This is a genomic window from Erwinia sp. PsM31, assembly GCF_030433775.1.
Lineage (GTDB): Bacteria > Pseudomonadota > Gammaproteobacteria > Enterobacterales > Enterobacteriaceae > Erwinia > Erwinia aeris.
This window is the reverse complement of sequence record NZ_JARUWZ010000017.1, coordinates 1-23303: the sequence shown is the minus strand read 5'-3', so window position 1 is coordinate 23303 and position 23303 is coordinate 1. Positions and strand designations below refer to the sequence as shown.

The following is a 23303-nucleotide window of genomic DNA, read 5'->3' as shown; positions in this document are numbered from 1 at the left end:
AACTCCCGAAAGGGTTAATAAGCGAAAACAAGGCTTCTGAGTATACCTGCCAGGCGTTTCATGTACAGACGCGATGCCGTCAGAGTTGCTTTTTCTGCGGCAAATTTCCCAAAAAAATTGGCTTATGTCATAAACGTTCGATCCGAAGGTTAACGCAGCAATCCTGACTGGCGATTAATTGCGCAGCGACCCTCTTTGCGTCTGCGCTTTCCGGCCAGCCGCCTCGCTTTGTCACCGATGGAAACGCAAAACCCGCCGGCGAGGCTGGTAAGGCGCTGTTCATCGTGGAATAATCCTCCTCCTATGAGGGAAAAAGCGACAGTTTCATATCAACGAACCCCAGCTAACGGATTGGCCTCTGCACCCCCGTTACGATCGGGCATGTTCACGCTGTCAGCCAGCCTGTTTTGCGCTGGCCTGCTTCTGCTGCCCGCTATCGGCCACGCAGACGACACGAAATCCGCGCTCTCCAGCCTGCGTGCCGATATCGCCGCCAAAGAAAAAAGCGTTCAGCAGCAAAAACAGCAGCGCAGCAAGCTGCTCGACCAGCTGCAAAGCCAGGAAAAAATCATTGCCCAGGCCAGCCGACAGCTGCGTGAAACCCAGCGTACGCTTGGCGCGCTCAATGGCGAGATCGCGGCGCTTACCGCCTCGATCGGCAAACTGCAAACCCAGCAGGCGAAGCAGGAAAAAATGCTGGCCGAGCAGCTGGACGCCGCCTTTCGCCAGGGCCAGCACAACGGTTTACAGCTGCTGCTGAGCAGCGAAGAGAGCCAGCGTAGCGAACGTATCCTGGCCTACTTTGGCTACCTGAACGATGCGCGCCAGAAATCGATCGACGATCTGAAAAAAACGCGCAGCGATCTCTCTTCCCAGAAAACCTCGCTGGTCGACAAGCAGGCGAAGCAGAAAGCGATGCTTTCGCAGCAGGAAGTCCAGCAGCAGAAGCTGGAAAGCGCTCGTGCGGCGCGCCAGAAAACGCTGACCACGCTGGAATCCTCGCTGGAGAAAGACCAGGCGCAGCTGGAAGAGATGCGGGCGAACGAGAGCCGCCTGCGCGATAAGATCGCCAAAGCGGAGCGGGAAGCCCGCGCCAGAGCCGAAAAAGAGGCCAAAGAAGCGCAGCGCGTGCGCGAACGTGAGGCGCAGGCTAAAAGCAAAGGCACCACCTATAAACCTACCGAGGGCGAGCGCTCGCTGATGGCGAGAACCGGCGGTCTGGGCAGGCCCGGCGGCCAGCTGCTGTGGCCAGTGCGCGGCACCCTTGAGCACCGTTTCGGCGAGCAGTTGCAGGGTGAACTGCGCTGGAAAGGACTGGTGATCGACGCGCCGGAAGGCCGGGAAGTCAAAGCCGTTGCCGACGGTCGCGTGCTGATGGCGGACTGGCTACAGGGCTATGGTCTGGTGGTGGTGGTGGAACATGGCAAAGGCGATATGAGCCTGTACGGCTACAATCAGAGCGCGCTGGTCAGCGTGGGCGCTCAGGTCAGGGCAGGCCAGCCGATTGCGCTGGTCGGCACCAGCGGCGGGCGCGGCACGCCTTCGCTCTATTTTGAAATCCGCCGCCAGGGACAGGCCGTTAATCCACTTCCGTGGTTGGGAAAATAACTTTTGTCTTATCTTTATAAATTCAGCGGCGCGCTGACGGGTCTGCTGATGGCCTGTTCGGCGCACGCGGGTAAACTCGCTATCGTCATTGACGATTTTGGCTATCGTCCGGCGCAGGAAAACCAGGTATTACAAATGCCGGCAGCCATTTCCGTGGCGGTATTGCCGGACGCTACCCATGCTCATGAAATGGCAACGAAAGCCCACCAGCGGGGACATGAGGTGCTGATCCATCTGCCGATGGCGCCGCTCAGCAAACAGCCGCTGGAAAAAAACACGCTGCGCCCGGACATGTCCAGCGAAGAGGTAGAGCGGATTATCCGGGAGGCCGTGGCTAAAGTTCCCTACGCCGTGGGGCTGAACAACCATATGGGCAGCGCGATGACTTCCAGCCTGCCGGGCATGCAGAAAGTGATGCAGGTGCTGAACCACTACAACTTTTATTTTCTCGACAGCATGACCATCGGCAACAGTCAGTCGACCCGTGCCGCAGCGGGCACCAGCGTTAAAGTGATTAAGCGCCGCGTCTTTCTGGACGATACGCAAAACGAAGCCGATATTCGCAAACAGTTTTTGCGCGCGGTGCATCTGGCCCAGCGCGACGGCTCCGCGATTGCTATTGGACACCCACACCCGACTACGGTGAAAGTACTGCAACAGATGCTGCCGACGCTGCCAGCCGATATCACGCTGGTCAGTCCGGGTCAGCTGCTGAACGAGCCACAAAACGCAGGCCGTCAGGCGCCGCCGACCGTCGCGAAACCGACGCCGCCGCGTAATCCGTTCAAGGGCGTGAAAGCCTGCCCGGGCAAGCCTGAATTTGTGCCGGCCAGCCGCGCGCTGAACGCCATAACGGAAAGCCTCGCCGACAGCGCGGGCGTCCGCTATATCAATACTTACTTTTCCGGCCTGAAGCTGGAACTGGGCAACGATTAATCTTCATGCCGCATCACGTCGGCTAAACGAGTCTGGAAGCGGCATGATGGCGCCACAGCGTAAAAAAATTCTGTTACTGGATACCGGCAATGAATGGGGCGGCGGCACCAACAGTATGCTGGAGCTGCTGAAGCGTATCGATCGCAGCCAGTTCGATATCCGCTGCTGCTTTTACCATAACTACCGGCGCGGCAGCGGGGATTCCATTGAGCAGGTGCTGGCTTCGCTGGCTATCCCCGTTACATTTATTGCCCAGCGCAAACAGCCGCGCTGGGCGAAACTGCTTAAAGAGCTGCTGCGTTCGCTGGTGTTTTTCCATCGCGGCCTGCGGCTGAAAGCCACACGTTTTGTCGATAAGCTATGGCGCATCCGGCCCAACGCCCGCGCTATTCGCCAGCTGCTTATTCAGCAACAGAGCGATATGTTGTATATGAATAATCAGCCCGGCTCCAACGCCGAAGGCTATCTGGCTGCCCGCGATCTGCCCGTCAGCGTGGTGCAGCACTGCCGTATTGAGCCGGTGCTGGATCGCGAGCTGGTTGCGATGGTCAACCGGCGCGCCGATGCGGTTATCGCCGTCTCCAACGGCGTACGCGAAGTGTTGCTGGCCAACGGCGTAGCGGCGGAAAAATGCCTTACCGTTTTTAACGCCATCGATATTTATCAACCGTTACCGGAACGGGCCGCCATGCGCCGGCAGCTGCCGGACGTAACCGACGATACCTTTGTTTTCGGCAGTATCGGCTCGCTGATTGCCAGAAAATCCAATCACCATACCTTGCAGGCGCTGGCGAAGTTTGCCGCTGCTTTTCCCAAAGCCGACTGGCGTATGGTGATATTGGGCGAAGGGCCGGAGCTGGCGGCACTGCAGCAGCAGGCGGCGCAGGCCGGGATTCAGGATCGCGTGATTTTTACCGGTTTTCGCAGCAACCCGCTGGATTATCTGGCTGCTTTCGACGTTTTTATTCTGGCGTCGAAAAGCGAAGGCCTGCCGCGCGTGGTGTTGGAAGCGATGCTGCTCAACACCGCTGTAATCGGTTCAAAAGTCACCGGCACGGCGGAGCTTATTGAGCATAACAAAACCGGCCTGCTGTTTGATTATGGCGATACGCAGGGCCTGTTCAAACAGATGGAAACGCTGTGGCTTGATGCTGAAAAGCGCCAGCAGCTTCTGCGCCAGGCAAACCAGCACGTCAAAGAACACTATGCCATTGAGCACTACGTCTCTGGCGTGGAAACCATTTTGAAAACTGCGGCTTATGGAAACTCATCGCATGTTTGAATTTTTGAACCCCCGATTTCGGCATATTCGCGCACGGCATAATATTTCGTATCAACAGCCAGAAGTTCAGGGCGCTGTTCCGGTGACCTCTGTTGTTATTCCTTGTACGGGCGCGGATTTTGTTGAAGAGGCCAGGCTGAGCGCGCTGTTCGCCTCGCGCTTCGCGCCTGCGGCACAGGAAATCGTCATCGTCAGCGACCAGCCTGTCGAAGCTTTCGGCCAGCTGCCGGAGAAAACGCGCGTGGTGACGCTGGATGTGCCCGTGCGGGAAGAGAGCTATCGTTATAAGCAAATTTACCGCAGTCGCCTGATCAAAATACAAGCGCCTTTGTATGCCGAGACGGACGGCATTTTGATGATCGATTCCGATCTCAATTTACTGAAAATGCCGGAAATCAACGTGCGGGACAACCATCTCTATTCCAGCTTCCGTCAGGGGAAAATGGCCGCCAAGCTGATGAGCGCGCCGGAAGAAAAACGCCCGGCGTACTATCGGCACACCATCCGACCTTTTTTGCAGGATCATGCCAACAGCGCCTTTCTCGTTGCTACCCGGTCGACCTGGAAACGCCTCTGTCCGTTGTGGCTGGCGATGTTTAAAGATACCTGGGAAATTCTGGATGATTCGCAGCCGCCGACCGATCAGCTGCCGCTGGCCGCGCTTCTGGATCTGCTGGATTTCAAAACGGTTAATTTAGGTGACTGGGTAAACTGGCCGGTTTCTAAAAAAATCGGCGGCACTACAGCAGCCATTCCCAAAGAAGTAGTGGGCGCGCACGGCGGGTTCCCGCTGGACGAATGGCAAAAATATTTGCAATCCCCTGATACGCCGCTGACGTTCAAGGGCCAGGATTATACCCGCAAAGTACGCTATCTGACCGACGCGGAAAAGCTGAAGTAGTTTGCCGCCTCCGGCCGGAATTTACCTTCTCTTACGGAGTCATCCGGCTGTTTGAGGCGGGCTGAGATGTTATGATATCAGGCATTAGCGCGTGAACTTTGTGTTTCACCCACATTCTTAAAGGTTAAAACTCATGATTATCGTCACTGGCGGCGCGGGATTTATCGGTAGTAACATCATCAAAGCGCTGAATGACAAAGGCCACACCGATATTCTGGTGGTCGACAACCTGAAAGACGGCACCAAATTCGCCAACCTGGCGGATCTGAATATTGCCGATTATATGGATAAAGAAGATTTCCTGATCGCCATTCTGGCCGATGAAGACTTTGGCGACGTCGAGGCGGTTTTCCACGAAGGCGCCTGCTCTTCCACCACCGAGTGGGACGGCAAATACATGATGGATAACAACTATCAGTACTCCAAAGAGCTGCTGCACTACTGTCTTGAGCGTCAGATCCCTTTCCTGTACGCCTCTTCCGCCGCGACTTACGGCGGCCGCAACGATAACTTTATCGAAGAGCGTCAGTATGAGCAGCCGCTGAACGTCTACGGCTATTCCAAAATGCTGTTTGACCACTATGTACGTGAGATCTTGCCGGAAGCGCAGTCGCAGATTTGCGGCTTCCGCTACTTCAACGTGTATGGCCCGCGCGAAGGGCATAAAGGCAGCATGGCGAGCGTGGCTTTCCATCTGAACACCCAGCTGAACAACGGCGAAAATCCAAAACTGTTTGAAGGCAGCGATAACTTTAAGCGCGACTTTATCTATGTGGAAGACGTCGCCGCCGTCAATCTGTGGTTCTGGGAAAACGGCGTTTCCGGCATTTTTAACTGCGGAACCGGCCGTGCCGAATCTTTCCAGGAAGTGGCCGACGCCGCGCTGAATTTCCATCAGAAAGGCCAGATCGAATACATTCCTTTCCCGGAAAAACTGAAAGGACGTTACCAGGCCTATACGCTGGCGGACCTGACCAAACTGCGCGCGGCGGGCTACGATAAGCCGTTTAAAACCGTGGCAGAAGGCGTGGCCGAGTATATGGCCTGGCTGAATCGTAACGCGTAACGGGACGGATCCGGCAATGAAAATTTTGGTGATCGGGCCATCCTGGGTCGGCGATATGATGATGTCGCAAAGCCTTTATCGCACGCTGAAACAGCGCTGGCCTGAAGCCACAATTGACGTGATGGCCCCCGCGTGGTGCCGTCCGCTGCTGTCGCGGATGCCGGAAGTCAACGAGGCGCTGGCGATGCCGCTGGGCCACGGCGCGTTGGCGCTGGGCGAGCGCCGCCGTCTGGGCCGCTCGCTGCGCGATAAGGGTTACGATCGCGCTTACGTCCTGCCCAACTCCTTTAAATCCGCGCTGGTGCCTTTCTTTGCCGATATCCAGACCCGTACAGGCTGGCGCGGCGAGATGCGCTACGGCCTGCTGAACGATATCCGCGTGCTGGATAAAGCCGCGTTTCCGTTGATGGTTGAGCGCTACGTCGCGCTGGCTTACGACAAAGCGCAGATCGCGAGCGCCAGCGATCTGCCGCAGCCGCTGCTCTGGCCGAAGCTGCTCGTCAACGAGCAGGAAAAGCAGGAAACCGCCGCCGCCTTCAGGCTGAGCGCGGAACGGCCGCTTATCGGCTTCTGTCCCGGCGCGGAATTCGGGCCGGCCAAGCGCTGGCCGCACTATCACTATGCCGCGCTGGCGCAGCAGCTGATCGACAGCGGCTATCAGATCGCGCTGTTTGGCTCGGCTAAAGATAAAGAGACCGGCGAGCAAATCCTGCAAAGCCTGGAAGAAAGCTCGCGCCAGCACTGCCATAATCTGGCTGGCGAAACCAAACTGGAGCAGGCGGTCATTCTGCTGGCGCACTGCCAGGCCGTGGTCAGCAACGACTCCGGCCTGATGCATATCGCCGCCGCGCTGGATCGCCCGCTCGTTGCGCTTTACGGCCCAAGCAGCCCGGACTTTACGCCGCCGCTGTCGCATAAAGCGCGCGTTATCCGGCTGATCACCGGCTATCACAAGGTCCGTAAAGGCGATGCGGAAGAAGGCTATCACCAGAGCCTGATAGATATTAAGCCGCAGCGCGTGGCGGAAGAGCTGTCGGCGCTGCTGGGTCAGCCTCTGGAGGCTGTATGCACGTCCTGATTGTAAAAACCTCCTCAATGGGCGATGTCCTGCACACGCTGCCCGCCCTCACCGACGCCATGCGGGCTATCCCCGGCATCCGTTTCGACTGGGTTGTAGAAGAAGGTTTCGCACAAATCCCCTCCTGGCATCCGGCGGTTGATCGGGTTATCCCCGTGGCAATCCGCCGCTGGCGCAAGCACTGGTTCGGCAGCGAAGTGCGCGAAGAACGCTTTCTGTTCAAGCGCGAAGTACAGTCGCGCCAGTATGACATGGTGATTGACGCGCAGGGCCTGATCAAAAGCGCCGCGCTGGTGACGCGCATCGCTAAAGGCGTCAAGCATGGTCAGGACAGCCGCAGCGCGCGCGAACCTTTCGCCAGCTGGTGGTATGACCAACGCCATGAAATCAATAAGCAGCAGCATGCCGTGCAGCGCACGCGCGAGCTGTTTGCCAAAAGCCTGAATTATCCGCTGCCGGAGACGCCTGGCGATTACGCTATCGCGCAACATTTTATGCGTGAGCCTTCGCCGGATGACGGCCGCTATCTGGTCTTCCTGCACGCCACCACGCGCGATGAAAAGCACTGGCCGGAAGCGCAGTGGCGTGAGCTGATTACGCTGCTGAACGGCAGCGGCCTGCGAATCAAATTGCCGTGGGGCGCGGAACATGAGCACCAGCGCGCGCAGCGGCTGGCGGCTGGCTTCGACTATGTGGAAGTGCTGCCCAAACTTACGCTGGAGCAGGTGGCGCGCACGTTAGCGGGCGCCGCCGCGGTAGTGTCGGTAGATACGGGGCTTAGCCATTTAACGGCGGCGCTGGATCGCCCTAATATCACGCTGTACGGCCCCACCGATCCCGGCCTGATCGGCGGCTATGGCAAAAACCAGTTTGTACTGAAACCCGCACAGGGCAATCGCATGGCGGATATTTCTGCCGAAAACGTGATGGCGCAGCTGATGCCGCTGCTGGGTTCCTCGCCGGAAGAAAAGTCATGAACAGCCCTGCGCTGAGCGTACTGATTGCCGCCCATAACTGCGGCGAGACGCTGGCCGATACGCTGGAAAGCGTCGTCGCTTCGCTGGGCGCGGCAATCGATCGCGCAGAGATAGTCGTGGTTAACGACGCTTCCACGGATGCGACGCAGAGCATTATTGAGCGCTACGCGGCGCGGCTGCCGCAGCTTCGCAGCAGCCATACCGACTATCGCAACGTTGGCAAAGTGCGTAACCACGCGGTAGGCCTGGCGCGCGGCGATTATGTCTTAATGGTGGACGGCGACGATATGCTGCTGCCCGACGCGCTGGCGCACCGGCTGACGACGCTGCGCCAGACCTCGCCGGATATTCTGCTCAGTAAAATTATCGAAGTGCGGCACGCCTCGCCCACGGTGCAGTGGCAGCCTGCCGAGCCTGAGGAGCTGACCACGCATGATGCCGTAGAGCGCTTCCTGATCCATCGTGATTATCAGGCGCATTTTATCGGCCAGTTTTTCTCCCGCGCGCTTATTCAGCAGCACGCTTTTCCGGACTTTATCTGCTACGAAGATAGCTGGCTGTTTCCGCAGCTGCTGATGCAGAGCAAAAAAACGCTGTTTACCTCCGCCGGTTTTTATCTCTACCGTAAGCATGAGCAGAGCCTGTCGTCCGCTATTGATGCCGACAAAATTGCCTGCCTGATCGCCGCAACGGCGCATATGGACGAGGTTTTACCGCCGCGCTATGAGCATTTGATCACCTGCCACTGGCTGGATATCGCCAATCGCTACCATGCCGATCTGCGAGGAACCTCGCAGGGCGACAAAGTGAGAGCGCGGATCGCGCAGGTCGGCCTGGGGCGTTTTTTGCTGAACGGCAAAATCAGGACAAGTTATAAAAGGAAAATGCTGACGGTGAGAAAACGGGGCCTTTAACGGCCCCGTTTCTGTTCAGGTGCCGGCTTTCGCGGCAGCATACTCCGCCAGCGTCATGCCATGAGTGCGGCTTTGCAGCCAGCTGAACAGCTGCGCCAGATCGTCATAGAGCCGGTCAATATCGGCCGCCGTTTTAAAGGTCGGGCTGCCATCGGGCATAAACTCGCTGGAGTGCAGCATAAACTCTACGTAGTCAGCGCCTTCCGCCAGCGTTTTTTCCGTCAGGTCGATCATCTGCTGCGCGTTGCCGCCAGTCGGGCGCAGCCAGTAAACGGAAGGGCTGCGGCGCTTGCCGCGCAGGCGATCGTAGCCCTGTTTAACCGCATTCATCAGCCCGGAGTGCTTATAACGGATGGTCATCGGCACTTCCAGCAGTGGTGAATTGCCGGGCCGAGAAATATCTGCGCTATCGGGATGGTAAGCCGAGCGGGGAAAGTGCGTATAGTCCGTGCCGCCGTTGCCCTGCGGCGCGCCCGGGGAAAACCGCCAGTTAACGCCCGGCGTCACCGAGCAGTCAACCCGGTAGCCGTGTTCGACCAGCAGCTGAGCGTAATACTCGTTGAACGCCCAGCGTCCCGCACGGTGGCTGAGCATTTTGACGTTAAACGTCTCTTCCAGCAGCTCAGTCATAAAAGCGACTTTTTTGCGTATCTCTTCACGAGGGTATTCAATCAGATAGGGCTGATGCTGCCAGTCGTTGTCGGTTAATTCATAGGCTGGCGGGCTGTTCCAGGCGTGCAGATGCATGCCTACTTCGCCCTGGCCGCGAGCGATAACATCGCGGGCAAAATCGATATAAACCGGATCGACGGCCATTTCATAGTTCGTCAACCAGGTCGGTTTAAAGGTATATTTCTCGCAAAGCTGCTGAAAGCGGGCAAGCCAGGCGGCATTTTCGGTGGTCACCTGACCAGAGCGATTACGCCAGAGATTATCACCTTCCGTATCGATGGTGATTAAGAAAGCAGGTTTTTTCATGTCGATGCGGCGCTCCGCGTTAACCTCGTGTTAACTCTGCCGGTATGGTAACAGCGGCATGACGGGACGCAACAGTAATTGCAGCGCAACGGCGCGAAAGCGATTGGCTATGGCGCTATCTTTTTTATTTTTCTAAGATAAACAGATAAAACTGGCTCAGCCTGACAGGATCGGCAGGACAGCTTTACCGGGCTACGGCAAGGGACTTGCCCGACTAGATAAAAAAATGCTTTTTTTCGTGCGGTTAGTGGCCTGGAATCGGTCGGCACCGCATGATTTTCTCTGCTAAGGGTACAAAATTGTCCAAGCGCGTATTAATGATCATTGATGGTCTGCCCGGCGGGGGCGCGGAGAAAGTTGTTCTGACGCTTTCCAAAGGGCTGATAGAGCGCGGTCATCGGGTTTCGCTGTTTTCGCTGCGTGCCGTCTGCGATTACGCCATTCCTGCCGGGCTGGATTATCAGGTCATTCAGGATACCTGCCATATGCCCTGGCGGAAACTTACGGAGCTGAGCCGGCGCGCAGCCTGCCTGGATCGGGCGATAATGCAGGCCGAAAAAGAGCAGGGCCGTTTCGACCTGGTGGTATCGCACCTGCACAAAACCGACCGTATCGTCAGCCGCTGTCGCCATCTCGACAAGGACAAGACCTGGTTTTGCCTGCACGGCGTCTTTTCCGCCTCTTATCTGGCCCACCGGCAGGGCTTTTCCCTGTGGCAGAAGAAACTGAAAACGCGCCGCGTATATCAAAACCGGAATATCATCGGCGTCTCTCAGTACGTGGTCAGCGATTTGAAACGCTCCTTTGCGATACAGCCAAAGCACGAGCGGATCATTTTCAACCCTTTCGATTTTGATACCGTTCGTACCGCGGCTATGCAGCCCTGCGAGATGGCGGGCGAACCCTATCTGATCCACGTCGGCCGCTTTCACCAGACCAAGCGCCACGACAGGCTGCTGCGCGCCTATGCCAAAACGGGGATAAGCGCGCCGCTGGTTTTAATCGGCCAGGGCACGGATGAAGCAGTAGGAAAAATTAAGAAACTGGCGCTAACGCTGGGCATTCAGGATCGGGTAATTTTTAAAGGTTTTACCAGCAACCCCTATCCCTGGATCCGCAACGCGAAGCTGCTGGTGGTCAGCTCGGACAGCGAAGGCTTCGGCAACGTGCTGGTAGAAGCGCTGATTTGCCAGGTGCCCGTAGTCAGTACGCGCTGTCCCGGCGGCCCCGTGTCGATCATGACCGGCGAACTGGCTCGCGGCCTGGCGAACCTGGATGTGGATTCGCTGGCGGACACTATCGCGGACGTCTGGTCAAACCCGCCTGATGTTTCACAGCTTGATTTGGAGGCTTACAGCATCGAAGCAATCTGCAAACAGTATCTTGCGCTGATCGCTTCTTAGGCCCACGCAACGTTTGCGGATCGGAGATGTCTGAGAGGGTCAGACATTATTCTGGCGCGCTCCCTGGCCTGGCCGGACGCGCATTTTTATCTTTTAAGGTTTCAGTATGAATACGCTCATAACCGAAAACGGCTATCAGAGCACGGTGAAAACGTTACAAACGTCATCTGTGGCAGCTGAATACCGGCACTTTTCGCTCAGGGAGAACAGAGCGTGAATTATGTGTTGCTGTTTTTACTTTTACTGCCTTTTAAGCTGTTGATGAAACTCAGCCATAAAAAAGAGGCCCGTAATCTGGTGATCCAGACGGCGAAAATCGGCGATTTTGTCAATATCACCCCCCTGCTGGCGCATCTTGAAAAGAGCGACGCGCTGCTGAGCCGTACCGTTGCACCGCTGGCGGAGCACGACAGCACGCTGGCGGACATTTTTTATATTGAAGAGCATAAAAGCAGCACGTACAGCAAGCTGAAGCTGGCCCTGAAGCTGATGAATCGCTATGAAAACGTCTATCTGCTGCATCCCAATAATACCAATCTGTTTTATGCCGCCTGCTGTAACGCGAGCAACAAGCAGTTTCTGTCGATGTACCGCCGCAAATGGTATCAGGGGATCTTTTATCTGACCGCGACCGGCACCGTGGAACATGATAAGTATTCGCTAACCCTGGAAAACTACCTCAGGCTGGCCGATCGTTCGCTGACCAAAGAAAGCTATCCCAAGCACGCCACGCTGCCGCTGCTGAAGCCGGACACTACGCCGGAAGAAGTGTTCAGAACGGACAAGATCAAAATCGGCATCAGTATTTCGGCCGGCAACCAGGCGAAAACCATTCCGCCGACGATCTGGAAAGCCCTGTTCGACAGGCTGAGCGGGCTGCCCTGCCTGTTTTATGTTTTTGGCGCGCCAAATGAACTTACTCGCCTGCACGAGCTCAATAAAGTGGTGGGTGAAAGCGATAACATCGTTAACATGATCGGTAAGGTTTCGCTGGAAGGCCTGCCCTACGCCATCAGCCAGATGGATTTTTACATCGCCTCCGACTCGGGCAACATCTACATCGCTGACTCGCAAAATGTGCCAGTGATCCTGATCTACGGGCCTTGCTGCGTTGAAGAGCAGCGTCCGCTGGGCGACGTGCTGTTAATCGGGCCGAATCATATCGCGCCGTCGTCGTTTGTTTTTCACGCCCTGTATAAGTTTAATCATCCCGTCGAGCAGCTTTACGAGCTGGATAATCGCAAGCTCGACGATATTTATGATTTTATCTGCGCGCGCAAGCGGCCATTACAAGAAAAGAAGACGTCATCCTGAGCATGAAACCGCAAGATACCTCCTCAGCGCCTTTGCTGAGCGCGATCGTCCCGATGTATAACGCCGGAACCAGCTTTCAGGCTTTTATCGACTCTATGCTGGCGCAAACGCTGGCCTCGCTGGAAATCATCATCGTCAATGACGGCTCGACGGATGCTTCGGCGCAGCTGGCGCACCGCTACGCCAGCGAATATGACCATATCACCGTGATCGACCAGGCTAACGGCGGCGTTTCCCGCGCCCGCAACGCCGGGCTGGCGATAGCGCGCGGCAAATATGTCACTTTCCCCGACGCCGACGATACGCTTTCGCCAGAGATGTACAGCACGCTGATCGCCATGGCGGAACAGGACGATCTGGATGTGGCGCAGTGTAACGCCGAGCGCGTTTTTTGGGGATCGGGCCGGGCAAAAACGCTTATCCCTGCCGACCGTCTACAGGCTACGCCGGTGCTGAGCGGCGCAGAATGGCTGAACAAGGCGCTGGCGTCCAACCGCTATCTGCACGTCGTGTGGCTGGGTATCTATCGCCGTTCGCTAATCGACCAGCTGCACCTACAGTTTGAACCCGGCCTGCACCATCAGGATATCCCGTGGACGACCGAACTCATGCTGAACGCTCGCCGCGTTCGCTACACCGATAAGGTTTTGTACCGGTATTACGTTCACGACCAGTCCATCAGCAACCGCAAACGCAGCGGTATGGCAAACGTCGAGTATCAACGGCATTATCTGAAAATCGCCCGGATGCTGGATGAGATCAACCTGCGCTATCGCGATAAAGTTAAAATTGGTCCGGCAATTTATCGTCAGGTAACCAAAGAGGCGCTGACCGTTTGCCACGCTTTACGGCGTGAACCTGATGCTGAAGCACGGCAGGCGATGATAGCGGATCTGCTCGCCAGCAAAACGCCGGGACGGATGCTGCGCAACGCGCGCGGCGTTAAACAGTGGTATCAGCTGTTGCTCTGGCTGAGCCGGATTTACCGCTGGCGTCGTTCGTAATGCGCGGCGCCTTTTTCCTGCACGAGCTTTCCCTTACAATCGGTCCACTTTATTTTGAGATCCCATGAGTATGGCCACTTCTTCGTCGATTCCCGCCTCCTTTGCGCCGCGAAAGATTTTGCTGATCAAGCTGCGTCACCATGGCGATATGCTGCTTACCACGCCGGTTATTGAGGCGCTGCGCCAGCGCTATCCGCAGGCCGCCGTCGACGTGCTGCTCTATAAAGAGACGCTGCCGATGCTGCAGGCGCATCCGCATATTCGTCAGCTGCGCTTTATCGATCGCAAATGGAAAAACGAGGGAACGCTGGCGCATTTGCGCCATGAAGCCGCGCTGCTTAAGGCGATCCGCCAGGAAGGCTACGATCTGGTCATCAACCTGGCCGATCAGTGGCGCAGCGCGATTATCACCGCCCTTTCCGGCGCGCCGGTTCGGATTGGATTCGCTTACAACAAGCGTCGCAACGCCTTCTGGCAACGGGCGCATACGCACCTCGTGTCCACCAGCAACCACAGCCAGCTGCATACCGTTGAGCAAAACCTGGCCGCGCTACAGCCGCTGAATATTCCCTTTTCCGGTTTCCCGGCAGCGATGCACTACAGCGAAAGCGACTGGTCACATACGCAAACCGTGCTGGCGCAAAGCAAGGTTACGCGTCCCTATATCGTTATCCAGCCTACCTCGCGCTGGATTTTTAAATGCTGGGAAGATGACAAAGTGGCCGGGCTGATCGCCGCGCTGGCCTCTGAGCAGATCGATATCGTGCTGACCGCCGCGCCGGACAAAAAAGAGCTGGCGATGATCGACCATATTCTCTCGCTGTGTCCCGGCAAAGCGATTTCGCTGGCCGGAAAGCTGTCGCTGCCGCAGCTGGCTTCGCTGATCGATCATGCCCGCCTGTTTATCGGCGTCGATTCCGCGCCGATGCATATGGCCGCCGCGCTGGATACGCCGTGCATCGCGCTGTTTGGCCCGACCAAGCTTAAGCAGTGGCGTCCCTGGGGCGACAATAATCAGGTGATCTGGGCCGGCGACTATGCGCCTCTCCCTTCGCCGGACAGCATTAATACCAGGACCGAGACCCGTTATCTTTCTGCCATCCCACTTGATGACGTGGTCAAAGCCGCAAGGAACTATCTGGATGAGTAAAGTACGACTGGCTATAGTGCGGCAAAAATATCGCCCGGACGGCGGCGCGGAGCGGTTTATTTCGCGGGCGCTGGAGGCGCTGGACGATGACAGTCTGGATCTGAACATCATCACCCGCAGCTGGCAGGGCGAGCCGAAACCGGAATGGCACCTGCATATCTGTAACCCGAAAAAATGGGGACGCATCTCGCGCGAGCGCGGCTTTGCGCTGGCGGCGCGTGCATGCTGGCAGCGAGAGAAGTTTGATATCGTACAAAGCCACGAGCGCATTGCGGGCTGTGATATTTTTCGCGCCGGCGACGGCGTACATCGCGTCTGGCTGGCACAAAGAGCGCGCATCGTTTCGCCCGTGCAAAAGCTGCTGGCCGATTTAAGCCCTTATCATCGCTATGTGATGGCGGCGGAAGAAGAGATGTTCCGCTCACCTGCGCTGAAAAAAATCATCTGTAATTCGCTGATGGTAAAAAATGACATCATGCGCTGCTTTCAGGTGCCGGAAGAGAAGTTCGCGGTGATCTACAACGCGATTGACGCGCAGCGCTTTCAGCCTGCCACGCCGGCCGAGCGCCAGCAGTCGCGCGCGTCGTTGCGTCTGCCTGACGAAGCCAAAGTGTTTATTTACGTCGGTTCCGGTTTCGAGCGCAAAGGATTAAGGGCCTCCATCAGCGCCCTGGCCGCTACCGAAGCGCACCTGCTGGTGGTGGGTCAGGATAAACAGCAGGCCCGCTATCTTAGCCACGCTCGCGCGCTGGGCTGCGAAAAACGCGTCCACTTTGTCGGCGTGCAGCACAACGTGATCCCTTATTACCATGCGGCCGACGCGCTGATCCTGCCCACGCTTTACGATCCTTTCCCTAACGTGATCCTGGAAGCGATGGCCTGCGGTCTGCCGGTCATCACCAGCGACACCTGCGGCGGCGCAGAGTTTATCGTTAACGGCGAACAGGGCTACGTTTGCGACGCGCTGGATATTGTGGCACTGAGCGCCGCCGCGCAGGCCATCCCGCTCAGAAGCGTTGATGCGCGCATGGGCGATGCGGCCCGGGAGCGCGTTCTCCCCTGCTCGCCGCAGCGCCTGGCAGGGCAGCTTCATGCGCTATATCAACAAGTGTTGCGACAGGCCTGAGAAGAAGGTGTGAGCATGCGCGACTTATCTGCTAACATGCGGTAATGTTTCTCTTTTCCGGCACTTTCTGACGCGAGTCACTCCGTAATTCGTAAACACTGTGATGACAACAATTTATTCCGTCCTGCTCTATCTTATTCAGCCGCTGATTTGGCTCCGGCTCTGGTTACGCGGCAGAAAAGCGCCCGCCTACCGGAAGCGCTGGGCCGAACGCTACGGCTACTGTAAAGGCAAGGTCAAGCCGGACGGTATACTGCTGCACTCCGTTTCTGTCGGCGAGACGCTGGCCGCCGTGCCGCTGGTCAGGGCGCTGCGCCACCGTTATCCCACGATGCCGATTACCGTAACGACCATGACGCCGACCGGTTCGGAACGGGCGGCTTCCGCCTTCGGTAAAGATGTTCATCACGTCTATCTGCCTTACGATCTGCCCGGCTCGATGAACCGTTTTCTGGATAATGTCAGCCCGCGGCTGGTGATCATTATGGAAACCGAGCTGTGGCCGAATATGATCGCGCAGCTTCACGCCCGGAAAATCCCGCTGGTCATCGCGAACGCCCGTCTGTCGGAGCGTTCGGCGAAAGGGTACGGCAAGCTCGGTAAATTTATGCAGCGTCTGCTGCAAAAGATCACGCTGATCGCGGCGCAGAACGAGGAAGACGGCGAACGCTTTGTGGCGCTTGGCCTGAAGCGTTCCCAGCTGGCGGTGACCGGCAGCCTGAAGTTCGATATTTCCGTAACGCCCGAGCTGGCCGCCCGCGCGGTCACGCTGCGTCGGCAGTGGGCGCCGCGTCGTCCGGTATGGATAGCCACCAGCACGCACGAAGGCGAGGAAAGCATTATTCTGGAAGCGCACCGCAAGCTCCTGGCGCGTTTTCCTTCTTTGCTGCTCATCCTGGTACCGCGCCATCCGGAACGTTTCGACACGGCTCGCGACATGACGCAAAAGGCCGGCTTCAGCTACACGCTACGCAGCAGCGGCGAGATCCCTTCCAGCGGCACCCAGGTGGTGATTGGCGATACGATGGGCGAACTGATGCTGCTCTACGGCATTGCCGATCTGGCTTTCGTCGGCGGCAGCCTGGTGGAGCGCGGCGGACATAATCCGCTGGAGGCAGCTGCGCATGCTATCCCCGTGCTGATGGGGCCGCATACGTTTAACTTCAAAGATATCTGTGCAAAACTTCAGCAGGCGGACGGCCTGATCGCCGTAACCGATGCCGACTCGCTGGATAAAGAGATCGGCACGCTGCTGACCGACGAAGACTATCGTCTTTACTACGGCCGCCATGCGGTAGAGGTACTGCACCAGAATCAGGGCGCGCTACAGCGTCTGCTACAGTTACTTGAACCCTATCTGCCACAGCGGAATCACTAAATGCCTTCACGTCAGCTTCTGTCGGTCGTGCTGATCGCTAAAGACGCAGCCGAACTGCTGCCGGAATGTCTGGAGTCCGTGAACTGGGCCGACGAGATTGTGCTGCTGGATTCCGGCAGCAGCGACGGCACGCCGCAAATCGCCGCCCGCCACGGCGCCAAAGTGTTTCACTCCCGCGAATGGCACGGCTACGGCAAACAGCGCCAGCTGGCGCAAAGCTATGCCACGCATCCGATGATTTTGATGATCGACAGCGACGAGCGCGTGACGCCGCAGCTGCGCGCCGCTATCGAATCCGTGCTGCAACAGCCTGCCGCGCCCGCCACGGTTTATAGCCTGGGCCGCCGCAATCTGTTTCTGGGGCGTTTTATGCGCCACAGCGGCTGGTATCCTGACCGCGTGACTCGTCTCTATCCACGTGAATACGGCTATAACGATCATCAGGTGCATGAATCGCTGGAAGCCAGAGGGGCGCAGGTGGTGGCGCTGAAGGGCGATCTGCTGCATCTGACCTGCCGCGATTTCTCTGCGTTTCAGTGGAAACAGTTCGCCTATGCCGAAGCCTGGGCGAAGCAGCGTCACCACCAGGGGAAAAAGTGCGGCCTGTTTTCAATTTTCGCCCATACGCTGGGCGCCTTCCTGAAAACGCTGGTGCTGCGCGCCGGTTTTCTGGATGGCAAACAGGGCTGGCTGCTTGCCGTGGTTAACGCGCAGTACACCTTCAATAAATACACGGCGCTCTGGGCGCTGAACCACTCTTCCCACGCTTCCGGCAAAGGCGGCCTATGAGCACAAAAGCGATCTATCCCGGCACTTTCGATCCCATGACCAACGGTCATCTGGATATCGTCACGCGCGCCGCGTTAATGTTTGACCATATCGTCCTGGCTATTGCCGCCAGCCCCAGTAAAAAGCCGATGTTCTCGCTGGATGAACGCGTGGCGCTGGCGCAACAGGTGGTCGCACACTTGCCGAATGTGGAAGTGGTAGGATTCAGCGATCTGATGGCGAACTTCGCGCGGGATCAGCAGGCCAACGTCCTGGTGCGCGGCCTGCGGGCGGTGTCCGATTTTGAATACGAAATGCAGCTGGCGCATATGAATCGGCACCTGCTGGCGGAGCTGGAAAGCGTGTTTCTGATGCCTTCAGAAAAATATTCGTTTATCTCTTCCACGCTGGTCAAAGAGGTGGCGCGCCATCACGGCGACGTCAGCGCTTTCCTGCCGCCGTCGGTGCACAGCGCGCTGCTGGCAAAGCTCTCCGCCTGATTATTTCTGACAGGTCGGGCAATAGAAGGTGCTGCGCTGCGCGTGTTTGGCGCCTACGATCGGCGTAGCGCAAACGCGGCAGGGTTCGCCAGCACGGCCATAGACCTGTAGCTGCTGCGCGAAATAGCCCGGTTTGCCGTCCGACTGCAGGAAATCACGCAGCGTGGTGCCGCCCTGCTCAATCGATCGCAGCAGCACGGCCTTGATCGTTTCCGTCAGCAGAACCACTTCTTCTCTGGTCAACGCCATTGCCGGTCGATCGGGATGGATCCCGGCGGCAAACAGCGATTCGCTGGCGTAAATGTTGCCAACGCCCACCACCAGCTTGTTGTCCATCAGCCAGGGCTTGACCGGCGTACGCCTGCTGCGCGACTTCTCAAACAGGTAATCCGCGTTAAAAGCTTCACTCAGCGGCTCCGGGCCAAGATGGGCCAGTACGTTACTGGCGGCCAGATCGCTGCTCCACAGCCAGGCGCCAAAGCGGCGAGGATCGGTATAGCGCAGCACTTTGCCGTTGCTCATCACCAAATCCACATGGTCATGCTTCGCCGGCGGTGCTTCTTCTGACAACACGCGTAGACTGCCGGACATGCCAAGATGGATGATGATCCAGCCTTCAGGCAGCTCCAACAGCAGATATTTGGCGCGGCGCTGTACGCTGAGTACCGGCTGGTCGCTGAGGCTGTGGATTTCATGCGAGACCGGCCAGCGCAACCGGCCGTTGCGCACCACGGCGTGCAGAATGGTGGCGCCGACAAGGTGCGGTTCGATACCGCGTCGGCTGGTTTCAACCTCTGGTAATTCCGGCATACAAACCTCCCGCAGATGTTTTCAGGCGTACAGATGTTTTCAGACGTGCAAATGTTTTCAGGCGCACAAAAGAAAAAACCCCGCCGAGGCAGGGTTTTTCAGTCGCTAAAGTCAATTACTTGATTTTAGCTTCTTTGTAGATCACGTGCTGGCGGACAACAGGATCGAATTTCTTCAGTTCCAGTTTTTCCGGCTTAGTACGCTTGTTCTTCGTGGTGGTATAGAAGTGACCTGTACCAGCAGAAGAAACCAGCTTGATCTTCTCACGAATACCTTTAGCCATGTTTCAGTTCCTTACCTTAGTACTTCTCACCGCGGGTACGCAGATCGGCCAGAACCGTCTCAATACCCTTTTTATCAATTACGCGCATGCCTTTGGCAGATACGCGCAGTGTAACGAAGCGCTTTTCGCTCTCAACCCAGAAACGGTGAGAGTGCAGGTTCGGCAGGAAACGGCGTTTCGTCGCGTTCATTGCGTGGGAACGGTTGTTACCCGTCACCGGACGCTTTCCAGTTACCTGGCAGACTCGTGACATGTCAATTCTCCAAAAATCAAATAAGCTCGAGCTTTAAAAATAAGGTCTTGGCCGCCTCGTCAGGCTCTTAGCCCATCCAGGCGAGTTCTATGTGAACCCGCTGAGCAGGCCCAAATGCCAAACCCGAGATTCTCAAAGGTGGCGTAGTATACGCCCTGCAACGCTGGTGCTCAAGTCCCGAACAGATAAAGATCCCTTTGGATCGCGCAAAATTGCCGCATTTGAACGGAAAAAGCACCGCCGCTACGTGGGAAAAAACACGGTTTGCCGCTTTTTTCCGCATTACAGCCAGCCTTTTTCCGCAAAGGAAACATATTCGCCCTGACCGATAACAATATGGTCAAGCACGCGGATGTTAAACAGCTTGCAGCAGTCGTTAACCTGTTGAGTCACATCGCGATCTGCCATGCTGGGCGCCGAAATGCCCGAGGGATGGTTATGCGCCAGGATAATCGCCGCCGCGTTTTGCTTCAGCGCTTCACGCACGATTTCACGCGGATGCACCTCTACGCTGGCTATCGTGCCCGCAAACATTTCACTGGTGTGAATGACCCGATGCTGATTATCAAAAAAAACCACCATAAATATTTCCCGTTCACGATGCGCCAGCTTGCTGTGCAGGAAATTCACCATATCGCCCGGGCTTTGCATGGCCTGTTTTACCGAATCCGCACAGGTGAAAAAACGCCTGCCCAGTTCGGCAATGGCATTCAGCTGGGCATACTTCGCCACGCCTACGCCTTTCACCCGTAAAAACGCGTCTTTGTCCGCCGTCATCAGCCGGTGCAGCGAACCGAACTCCTCCAGCAGCTGTTGCGCCAGCGTCATTACGTGGACACCGCGCGCGCCGGTACGTAAAAAAATCGCCAGCAGTTCCGTATCCGTTAACGTGCCGGCCCCGCCTGCCACCAGCTTTTCGCGCGGTGGCATTTTTTTCCATGGCTTCTTCATCCGCTTTCTCCTTCCGTAGCTGGCTAAATCATGGCATTATATACAGTAGTTTTCCATGCATTTTTCCGTCTGCCGGGCTGCTTTACAGTACGGTCGTTGTGCTAAAAGTCAGCAGGCAGGGATTATGATAAAATGGCGGAATTCCGGCGCGCGGGCGCCCTGCTGGCTCAATGGAGCAGAAACTATGACATTAACCGGTAAACGTATTGTGCTGGGCGTAAGCGGCGGTATCGCTGCCTACAAGGCGCCTGAGCTGGTAAGACGCCTGCGCGATCGCGGGGCGGAAGTGCGCGTCGTGCTGACTGCCGCAGCCAAAGCATTTATCACGCCGCTGAGTCTACAGGCCGTATCGGGTCATCCGGTCAGCGACGACCTGCTCGATCCGGCGGCGGAAGCGGCGATGGGGCATATCGAACTGGGAAAATGGGCTGACCTGGTGATCCTGGCACCCGCCACGGCCGATCTTATCGCTCGCGTCGCCGCAGGCATGGCTAACGATTTGGTTACCACGATTTGCCTGGCGACGGCGGCGCCTGTTGCCGTCGTTCCCGCCATGAACCAGCAGATGTATCGTGCCGCCGCCACGCAGCATAATCTTCAGGTTTTGCAGGCGCGCGGCCTGATGATTTGGGGGCCGGACAGCGGCAGCCAGGCCTGCGGCGACGTCGGGCCGGGCCGAATGTTAGATCCGCTGACTATTGTGGACGAAGCCGTCCGCTGGGCGACGCCGCAGCACGATTTAACGCACCTTAATGTGATGGTAACCGCTGGCCCAACCCGCGAATCGCTTGATCCAGTCCGGTTCATTAGCAACCACAGCTCGGGTAAAATGGGCTTCGCCGTGGCTGCCGCCGCCGCAAAACGGGGCGCTAACGTGACGCTGGTCGCCGGGCCGGTCGCCTTAGCCACGCCGCCGGGCGTCAAACGTATCGACGTGATAAGCGCGCTGGAAATGCAGCAGGCGGTGATGGCCAGCGCCGCCGAACAGCAGATTTTTATCGCGGCCGCTGCCGTCGGCGACTACCGCGCTGCGGAAGTCTCCAGCGAGAAAATCAAAAAGCAGGGCGACGAAATCCTGCTGAAGATGATTAAGAATCCGGATATCGTCGCGGGCGTCGCGGCCATGCAGCAAAATCGCCCGTACGTGGTGGGGTTTGCAGCGGAAACCCGGAATGTGGAAGAATACGCCCGGCAAAAAAGGATTCGGAAGAATCTGGATCTGATTTGCGCCAACGATGTTTCAAAAGCCGGGCACGGTTTCAACAGCGATACCAATGCCCTGCATCTTTTCTGGCAGGAAGAGAATAAAGCCTTACCGCTCGGCGATAAGCAGCTCCTGGGCCAACAATTACTGGACGAGATAGTCAGCCGTTATGAAGAAAAAAATCGACGTTAAGATTTTAGACCCGCGCGTGGGCACCACTTTCCCTCTGCCCGCCTATGCCACTTCCGGCTCCGCTGGTCTCGATCTGCGCGCCTGCCTGGACGAGGCGGTACAGCTGGCGCCGGGCGCGACCACGCTGGTACCGACCGGCCTGGCTATCCATATTGGCGACCCGCAGCTGGCGGCCGTTATCCTGCCGCGCTCCGGCCTCGGCCATAAGCATGGCGTGGTGCTGGGCAACCTGGTCGGGCTAATCGACTCCGATTATCAGGGACAGCTGATGGTTTCCGTCTGGAACCGCAGCCAGGAGACGTTCAGCATTGAGCCAGGCGAGCGTATCGCGCAAATGGTGTTTGTACCGGTCGTTCAGGCTGAATTCAATCTGGTTAATGACTTCGACGCCAGCGTGCGCGGCGAAGGCGGCTTCGGCCACTCGGGTCGTCAGTAACGACCGACCAGAGTACCCGTCCTTATTTCCACCGTGAGCGTGATGGCTCACGGATGTTGCGTGGGCGCTTGCCCGTACATGGTGATATTTCAGGGGTCTTTCAGGACATGGCAGAGAAAAAAAGTGCGAAAAGGAATCGTCGCGAAGAAATACTGCAGGCGCTGGCGCAAATGCTGGAATCCAGCGATGGTAGCCAGCGGATCACTACCGCCAAACTGGCGGCAAGCGTGGGGGTTTCTGAAGCTGCGCTTTACCGGCACTTTCCCAGCAAAACCCGCATGTTTGACAGCCTGATTGAGTTTATTGAAGACAGCCTGATTACGCGCATCAATCTAATCTTGCAGGATGAAAAAGAGACGCTGCCGCGTTTACGGCTGATTATCCAGCTGATCCTGGGCTTTGGTGAGCGTAATCCGGGCTTATCACGTATTCTGACCGGCCATGCGTTGATGTTCGAGCAGGACCGCCTGCAAAGCAGAATTAACCAGCTGTTCGAACGGATTGAGGTGCAGCTGAAGCAGGTGCTGCGCGAGCAGAAAATGCGTACCGGCGAAGGATTCCAGACGGAGGAGGCGCTGCTGGCCTCGCAGCTGCTGGCTTTCTGTGAGGGTTTGCTGTCGCGCTTTGTGCGTTCCGACTTCCGCTATCGCCCGACGGTGGAATTTGAAACGCGCTGGCCGCTGCTGGCCTGTCAGCTGGTCTGAATCGGGAAGGCCGCAGTTGGCCTGTCAGCCGGTCTGAATCGGGAAGGCCACAGTTGGCCTGCCAGCTGATCTGAATCGGGAAGGCCG

At 57.3% G+C, this 23303-nt stretch carries 24 protein-coding genes; 19 read left to right on the top strand and 5 right to left on the bottom strand.

The annotated features are described in order from the left end of the window. Positions 1-303 precede the first annotated feature (303 nt). The 8 genes from envC to QCD69_RS14030 all read left to right on the top strand — a co-directional run bounded on the left by envC (position 304) and on the right by QCD69_RS14030 (position 8762). The gene (gene envC, locus QCD69_RS14065; protein ID WP_253457027.1) at positions 304-1608 is read left to right on the top strand and encodes a murein hydrolase activator EnvC; all 1305 of its coding nucleotides are present in this window, start codon (positions 304-306) and stop codon (positions 1606-1608) included. A 48-nt stretch (positions 1609-1656) separates the two neighbouring features. Further along, positions 1657-2544, top strand: coding sequence for a divergent polysaccharide deacetylase family protein (locus QCD69_RS14060; RefSeq protein WP_301252505.1), 888 nt, complete (start codon positions 1657-1659; stop codon positions 2542-2544). A 46-nt stretch (positions 2545-2590) separates the two neighbouring features. After that, positions 2591-3826: a glycosyltransferase gene (locus QCD69_RS14055; protein ID WP_301252503.1), complete on the top strand. Its 1236-nt coding sequence runs from the start codon at positions 2591-2593 to the stop codon at positions 3824-3826. Next, positions 3819-4727 (top strand): hypothetical protein, encoded by a 909-nt coding sequence (locus QCD69_RS14050; protein ID WP_253457024.1) that lies wholly within the window; start codon positions 3819-3821, stop codon positions 4725-4727. The genes QCD69_RS14055 and QCD69_RS14050 overlap by 8 nt, the downstream gene beginning before the upstream one ends. Positions 4728-4860: 133 nt before the next feature. Further along, positions 4861-5793, top strand: coding sequence for an ADP-glyceromanno-heptose 6-epimerase (gene rfaD / locus QCD69_RS14045; RefSeq protein ID WP_125290606.1), 933 nt, complete (start codon positions 4861-4863; stop codon positions 5791-5793). A 16-nt stretch (positions 5794-5809) separates the two neighbouring features. After that, positions 5810-6871: an ADP-heptose--LPS heptosyltransferase RfaF gene (gene rfaF / locus QCD69_RS14040; protein ID WP_253457021.1), complete on the top strand. Its 1062-nt coding sequence runs from the start codon at positions 5810-5812 to the stop codon at positions 6869-6871. After that, positions 6859-7848, top strand: a complete 990-nt coding sequence (gene rfaC / locus QCD69_RS14035; RefSeq protein ID WP_253457018.1) for a lipopolysaccharide heptosyltransferase RfaC — start codon at positions 6859-6861, stop codon at positions 7846-7848. The genes rfaF and rfaC overlap by 13 nt, the downstream gene beginning before the upstream one ends. After that, positions 7845-8762, top strand: coding sequence for a glycosyltransferase family 2 protein (locus QCD69_RS14030; RefSeq protein ID WP_253457015.1), 918 nt, complete (start codon positions 7845-7847; stop codon positions 8760-8762). The genes rfaC and QCD69_RS14030 overlap by 4 nt, the downstream gene beginning before the upstream one ends. A 15-nt stretch (positions 8763-8777) precedes the next feature. On the opposite strand, the gene QCD69_RS14025 is transcribed toward QCD69_RS14030, so the two are convergent. After that, the gene (locus QCD69_RS14025) at positions 8778-9740 is read right to left on the bottom strand and encodes a deacetylase (protein ID WP_301252465.1); all 963 of its coding nucleotides are present in this window, start codon (positions 9738-9740) and stop codon (positions 8778-8780) included. 317 nt (positions 9741-10057) lie between these two features. Here QCD69_RS14025 and QCD69_RS14020 point away from each other — a divergent pair, with 317 nt between their 5' ends. From QCD69_RS14020 to coaD, 8 genes are all read left to right on the top strand, one after another. Continuing rightward, entirely contained in the window at positions 10058-11143 is a 1086-nt protein-coding gene (locus QCD69_RS14020) for a glycosyltransferase (protein WP_253461183.1), read from the top strand. A 213-nt stretch (positions 11144-11356) separates the two neighbouring features. Beyond that, positions 11357-12457, top strand: a complete 1101-nt coding sequence (locus QCD69_RS14015; RefSeq protein WP_301252463.1) for a glycosyltransferase family 9 protein — start codon at positions 11357-11359, stop codon at positions 12455-12457. Positions 12458-12459: 2 nt separating this feature from the next. Beyond that, complete coding sequence (locus QCD69_RS14010) at positions 12460-13461, top strand: glycosyltransferase (RefSeq protein WP_301252461.1); 1002 nt, start codon at positions 12460-12462, stop codon at positions 13459-13461. Between the two features lie 70 nt (positions 13462-13531). After that, positions 13532-14611 (top strand): putative lipopolysaccharide heptosyltransferase III, encoded by a 1080-nt coding sequence (gene rfaQ / locus QCD69_RS14005; protein WP_253461179.1) that lies wholly within the window; start codon positions 13532-13534, stop codon positions 14609-14611. Beyond that, positions 14604-15737, top strand: coding sequence for a glycosyltransferase family 4 protein (locus tag QCD69_RS14000; protein ID WP_301252460.1), 1134 nt, complete (start codon positions 14604-14606; stop codon positions 15735-15737). Before rfaQ ends, QCD69_RS14000 begins: the two co-directional genes overlap by 8 nt. A gap of 103 nt (positions 15738-15840) precedes the next feature. Then, positions 15841-17115, top strand: coding sequence for a lipid IV(A) 3-deoxy-D-manno-octulosonic acid transferase (gene waaA / locus QCD69_RS13995; RefSeq protein WP_253457007.1), 1275 nt, complete (start codon positions 15841-15843; stop codon positions 17113-17115). Further along, the gene (locus QCD69_RS13990) at positions 17116-17904 is read left to right on the top strand and encodes a glycosyltransferase family 2 protein (RefSeq protein WP_253457005.1); all 789 of its coding nucleotides are present in this window, start codon (positions 17116-17118) and stop codon (positions 17902-17904) included. Continuing rightward, positions 17901-18383 carry a pantetheine-phosphate adenylyltransferase gene (coaD, locus tag QCD69_RS13985; RefSeq protein WP_125290616.1) on the top strand — a complete coding sequence of 161 codons (483 nt, stop codon included), beginning with the start codon at positions 17901-17903 and terminating at the stop codon, positions 18381-18383. Before QCD69_RS13990 ends, coaD begins: the two co-directional genes overlap by 4 nt. Here the strand turns inward: coaD and mutM are convergent, their stop codons facing one another. From mutM to radC, 4 genes are all read right to left on the bottom strand, one after another. Then, a complete protein-coding gene (mutM, locus tag QCD69_RS13980; protein ID WP_253457002.1) occupies positions 18384-19193 on the bottom strand; it encodes a bifunctional DNA-formamidopyrimidine glycosylase/DNA-(apurinic or apyrimidinic site) lyase in 810 nt (269 codons plus the stop codon). Between the two features lie 115 nt (positions 19194-19308). Beyond that, on the bottom strand, positions 19309-19476 hold the full coding sequence (rpmG, locus tag QCD69_RS13975; RefSeq protein ID WP_001051798.1) for a 50S ribosomal protein L33: 168 nt from the start codon (positions 19474-19476) through the stop codon (positions 19309-19311). A 16-nt stretch (positions 19477-19492) separates the two neighbouring features. Continuing rightward, on the bottom strand, positions 19493-19729 hold the full coding sequence (gene rpmB, locus QCD69_RS13970) for a 50S ribosomal protein L28 (RefSeq protein ID WP_004154798.1): 237 nt from the start codon (positions 19727-19729) through the stop codon (positions 19493-19495). 282 nt (positions 19730-20011) lie between these two features. Further along, a complete protein-coding gene (gene radC / locus QCD69_RS13965; protein WP_253456999.1) occupies positions 20012-20680 on the bottom strand; it encodes a RadC family protein in 669 nt (222 codons plus the stop codon). Between the two features lie 184 nt (positions 20681-20864). Between radC and coaBC the strand changes: the two genes are divergently transcribed. From coaBC to slmA, 3 genes are all read left to right on the top strand, one after another. Then, positions 20865-22076 carry a bifunctional phosphopantothenoylcysteine decarboxylase/phosphopantothenate--cysteine ligase CoaBC gene (gene coaBC, locus QCD69_RS13960; RefSeq protein ID WP_301252457.1) on the top strand — a complete coding sequence of 404 codons (1212 nt, stop codon included), beginning with the start codon at positions 20865-20867 and terminating at the stop codon, positions 22074-22076. Beyond that, a complete protein-coding gene (gene dut, locus QCD69_RS13955) occupies positions 22054-22512 on the top strand; it encodes a dUTP diphosphatase (RefSeq protein WP_253456994.1) in 459 nt (152 codons plus the stop codon). Before coaBC ends, dut begins: the two co-directional genes overlap by 23 nt. 107 nt (positions 22513-22619) lie before the next feature. Further along, positions 22620-23216: a nucleoid occlusion factor SlmA gene (gene slmA / locus QCD69_RS13950; protein ID WP_253456991.1), complete on the top strand. Its 597-nt coding sequence runs from the start codon at positions 22620-22622 to the stop codon at positions 23214-23216. Positions 23217-23303: the final 87 nt, after the last annotated feature.

Coding starts and splice junctions, on each gene's coding strand:
- slmA (WP_253456991.1), top strand. CDS start 22,620: ATGGCAGAGAAAAAAAGTGCGAAAAGGAATCGTCGCGAAGAAATACTG.
- coaD (WP_125290616.1), top strand. CDS start 17,901: ATGAGCACAAAAGCGATCTATCCCGGCACTTTCGATCCCATGACCAAC.
- rpmB (WP_004154798.1), bottom strand. CDS start 19,729: ATGTCACGAGTCTGCCAGGTAACTGGAAAGCGTCCGGTGACGGGTAAC.
- QCD69_RS14030 (WP_253457015.1), top strand. CDS start 7,845: ATGAACAGCCCTGCGCTGAGCGTACTGATTGCCGCCCATAACTGCGGC.
- rfaC (WP_253457018.1), top strand. CDS start 6,859: ATGCACGTCCTGATTGTAAAAACCTCCTCAATGGGCGATGTCCTGCAC.
- rfaF (WP_253457021.1), top strand. CDS start 5,810: ATGAAAATTTTGGTGATCGGGCCATCCTGGGTCGGCGATATGATGATG.
- mutM (WP_253457002.1), bottom strand. CDS start 19,193: ATGCCGGAATTACCAGAGGTTGAAACCAGCCGACGCGGTATCGAACCG.
- QCD69_RS14050 (WP_253457024.1), top strand. CDS start 3,819: ATGTTTGAATTTTTGAACCCCCGATTTCGGCATATTCGCGCACGGCAT.
- rpmG (WP_001051798.1), bottom strand. CDS start 19,476: ATGGCTAAAGGTATTCGTGAGAAGATCAAGCTGGTTTCTTCTGCTGGT.
- envC (WP_253457027.1), top strand. CDS start 304: ATGAGGGAAAAAGCGACAGTTTCATATCAACGAACCCCAGCTAACGGA.
- dut (WP_253456994.1), top strand. CDS start 22,054: ATGAAGAAAAAAATCGACGTTAAGATTTTAGACCCGCGCGTGGGCACC.
- QCD69_RS14055 (WP_301252503.1), top strand. CDS start 2,591: ATGGCGCCACAGCGTAAAAAAATTCTGTTACTGGATACCGGCAATGAA.
- radC (WP_253456999.1), bottom strand. CDS start 20,680: ATGAAGAAGCCATGGAAAAAAATGCCACCGCGCGAAAAGCTGGTGGCA.
- rfaD (WP_125290606.1), top strand. CDS start 4,861: ATGATTATCGTCACTGGCGGCGCGGGATTTATCGGTAGTAACATCATC.
- QCD69_RS14060 (WP_301252505.1), top strand. CDS start 1,657: ATGGCCTGTTCGGCGCACGCGGGTAAACTCGCTATCGTCATTGACGAT.
- QCD69_RS14000 (WP_301252460.1), top strand. CDS start 14,604: ATGAGTAAAGTACGACTGGCTATAGTGCGGCAAAAATATCGCCCGGAC.
- coaBC (WP_301252457.1), top strand. CDS start 20,865: ATGACATTAACCGGTAAACGTATTGTGCTGGGCGTAAGCGGCGGTATC.
- waaA (WP_253457007.1), top strand. CDS start 15,841: ATGACAACAATTTATTCCGTCCTGCTCTATCTTATTCAGCCGCTGATT.
- QCD69_RS13990 (WP_253457005.1), top strand. CDS start 17,116: ATGCCTTCACGTCAGCTTCTGTCGGTCGTGCTGATCGCTAAAGACGCA.
- rfaQ (WP_253461179.1), top strand. CDS start 13,532: ATGGCCACTTCTTCGTCGATTCCCGCCTCCTTTGCGCCGCGAAAGATT.
- QCD69_RS14010 (WP_301252461.1), top strand. CDS start 12,460: ATGAAACCGCAAGATACCTCCTCAGCGCCTTTGCTGAGCGCGATCGTC.
- QCD69_RS14025 (WP_301252465.1), bottom strand. CDS start 9,740: ATGAAAAAACCTGCTTTCTTAATCACCATCGATACGGAAGGTGATAAT.
- QCD69_RS14020 (WP_253461183.1), top strand. CDS start 10,058: ATGATCATTGATGGTCTGCCCGGCGGGGGCGCGGAGAAAGTTGTTCTG.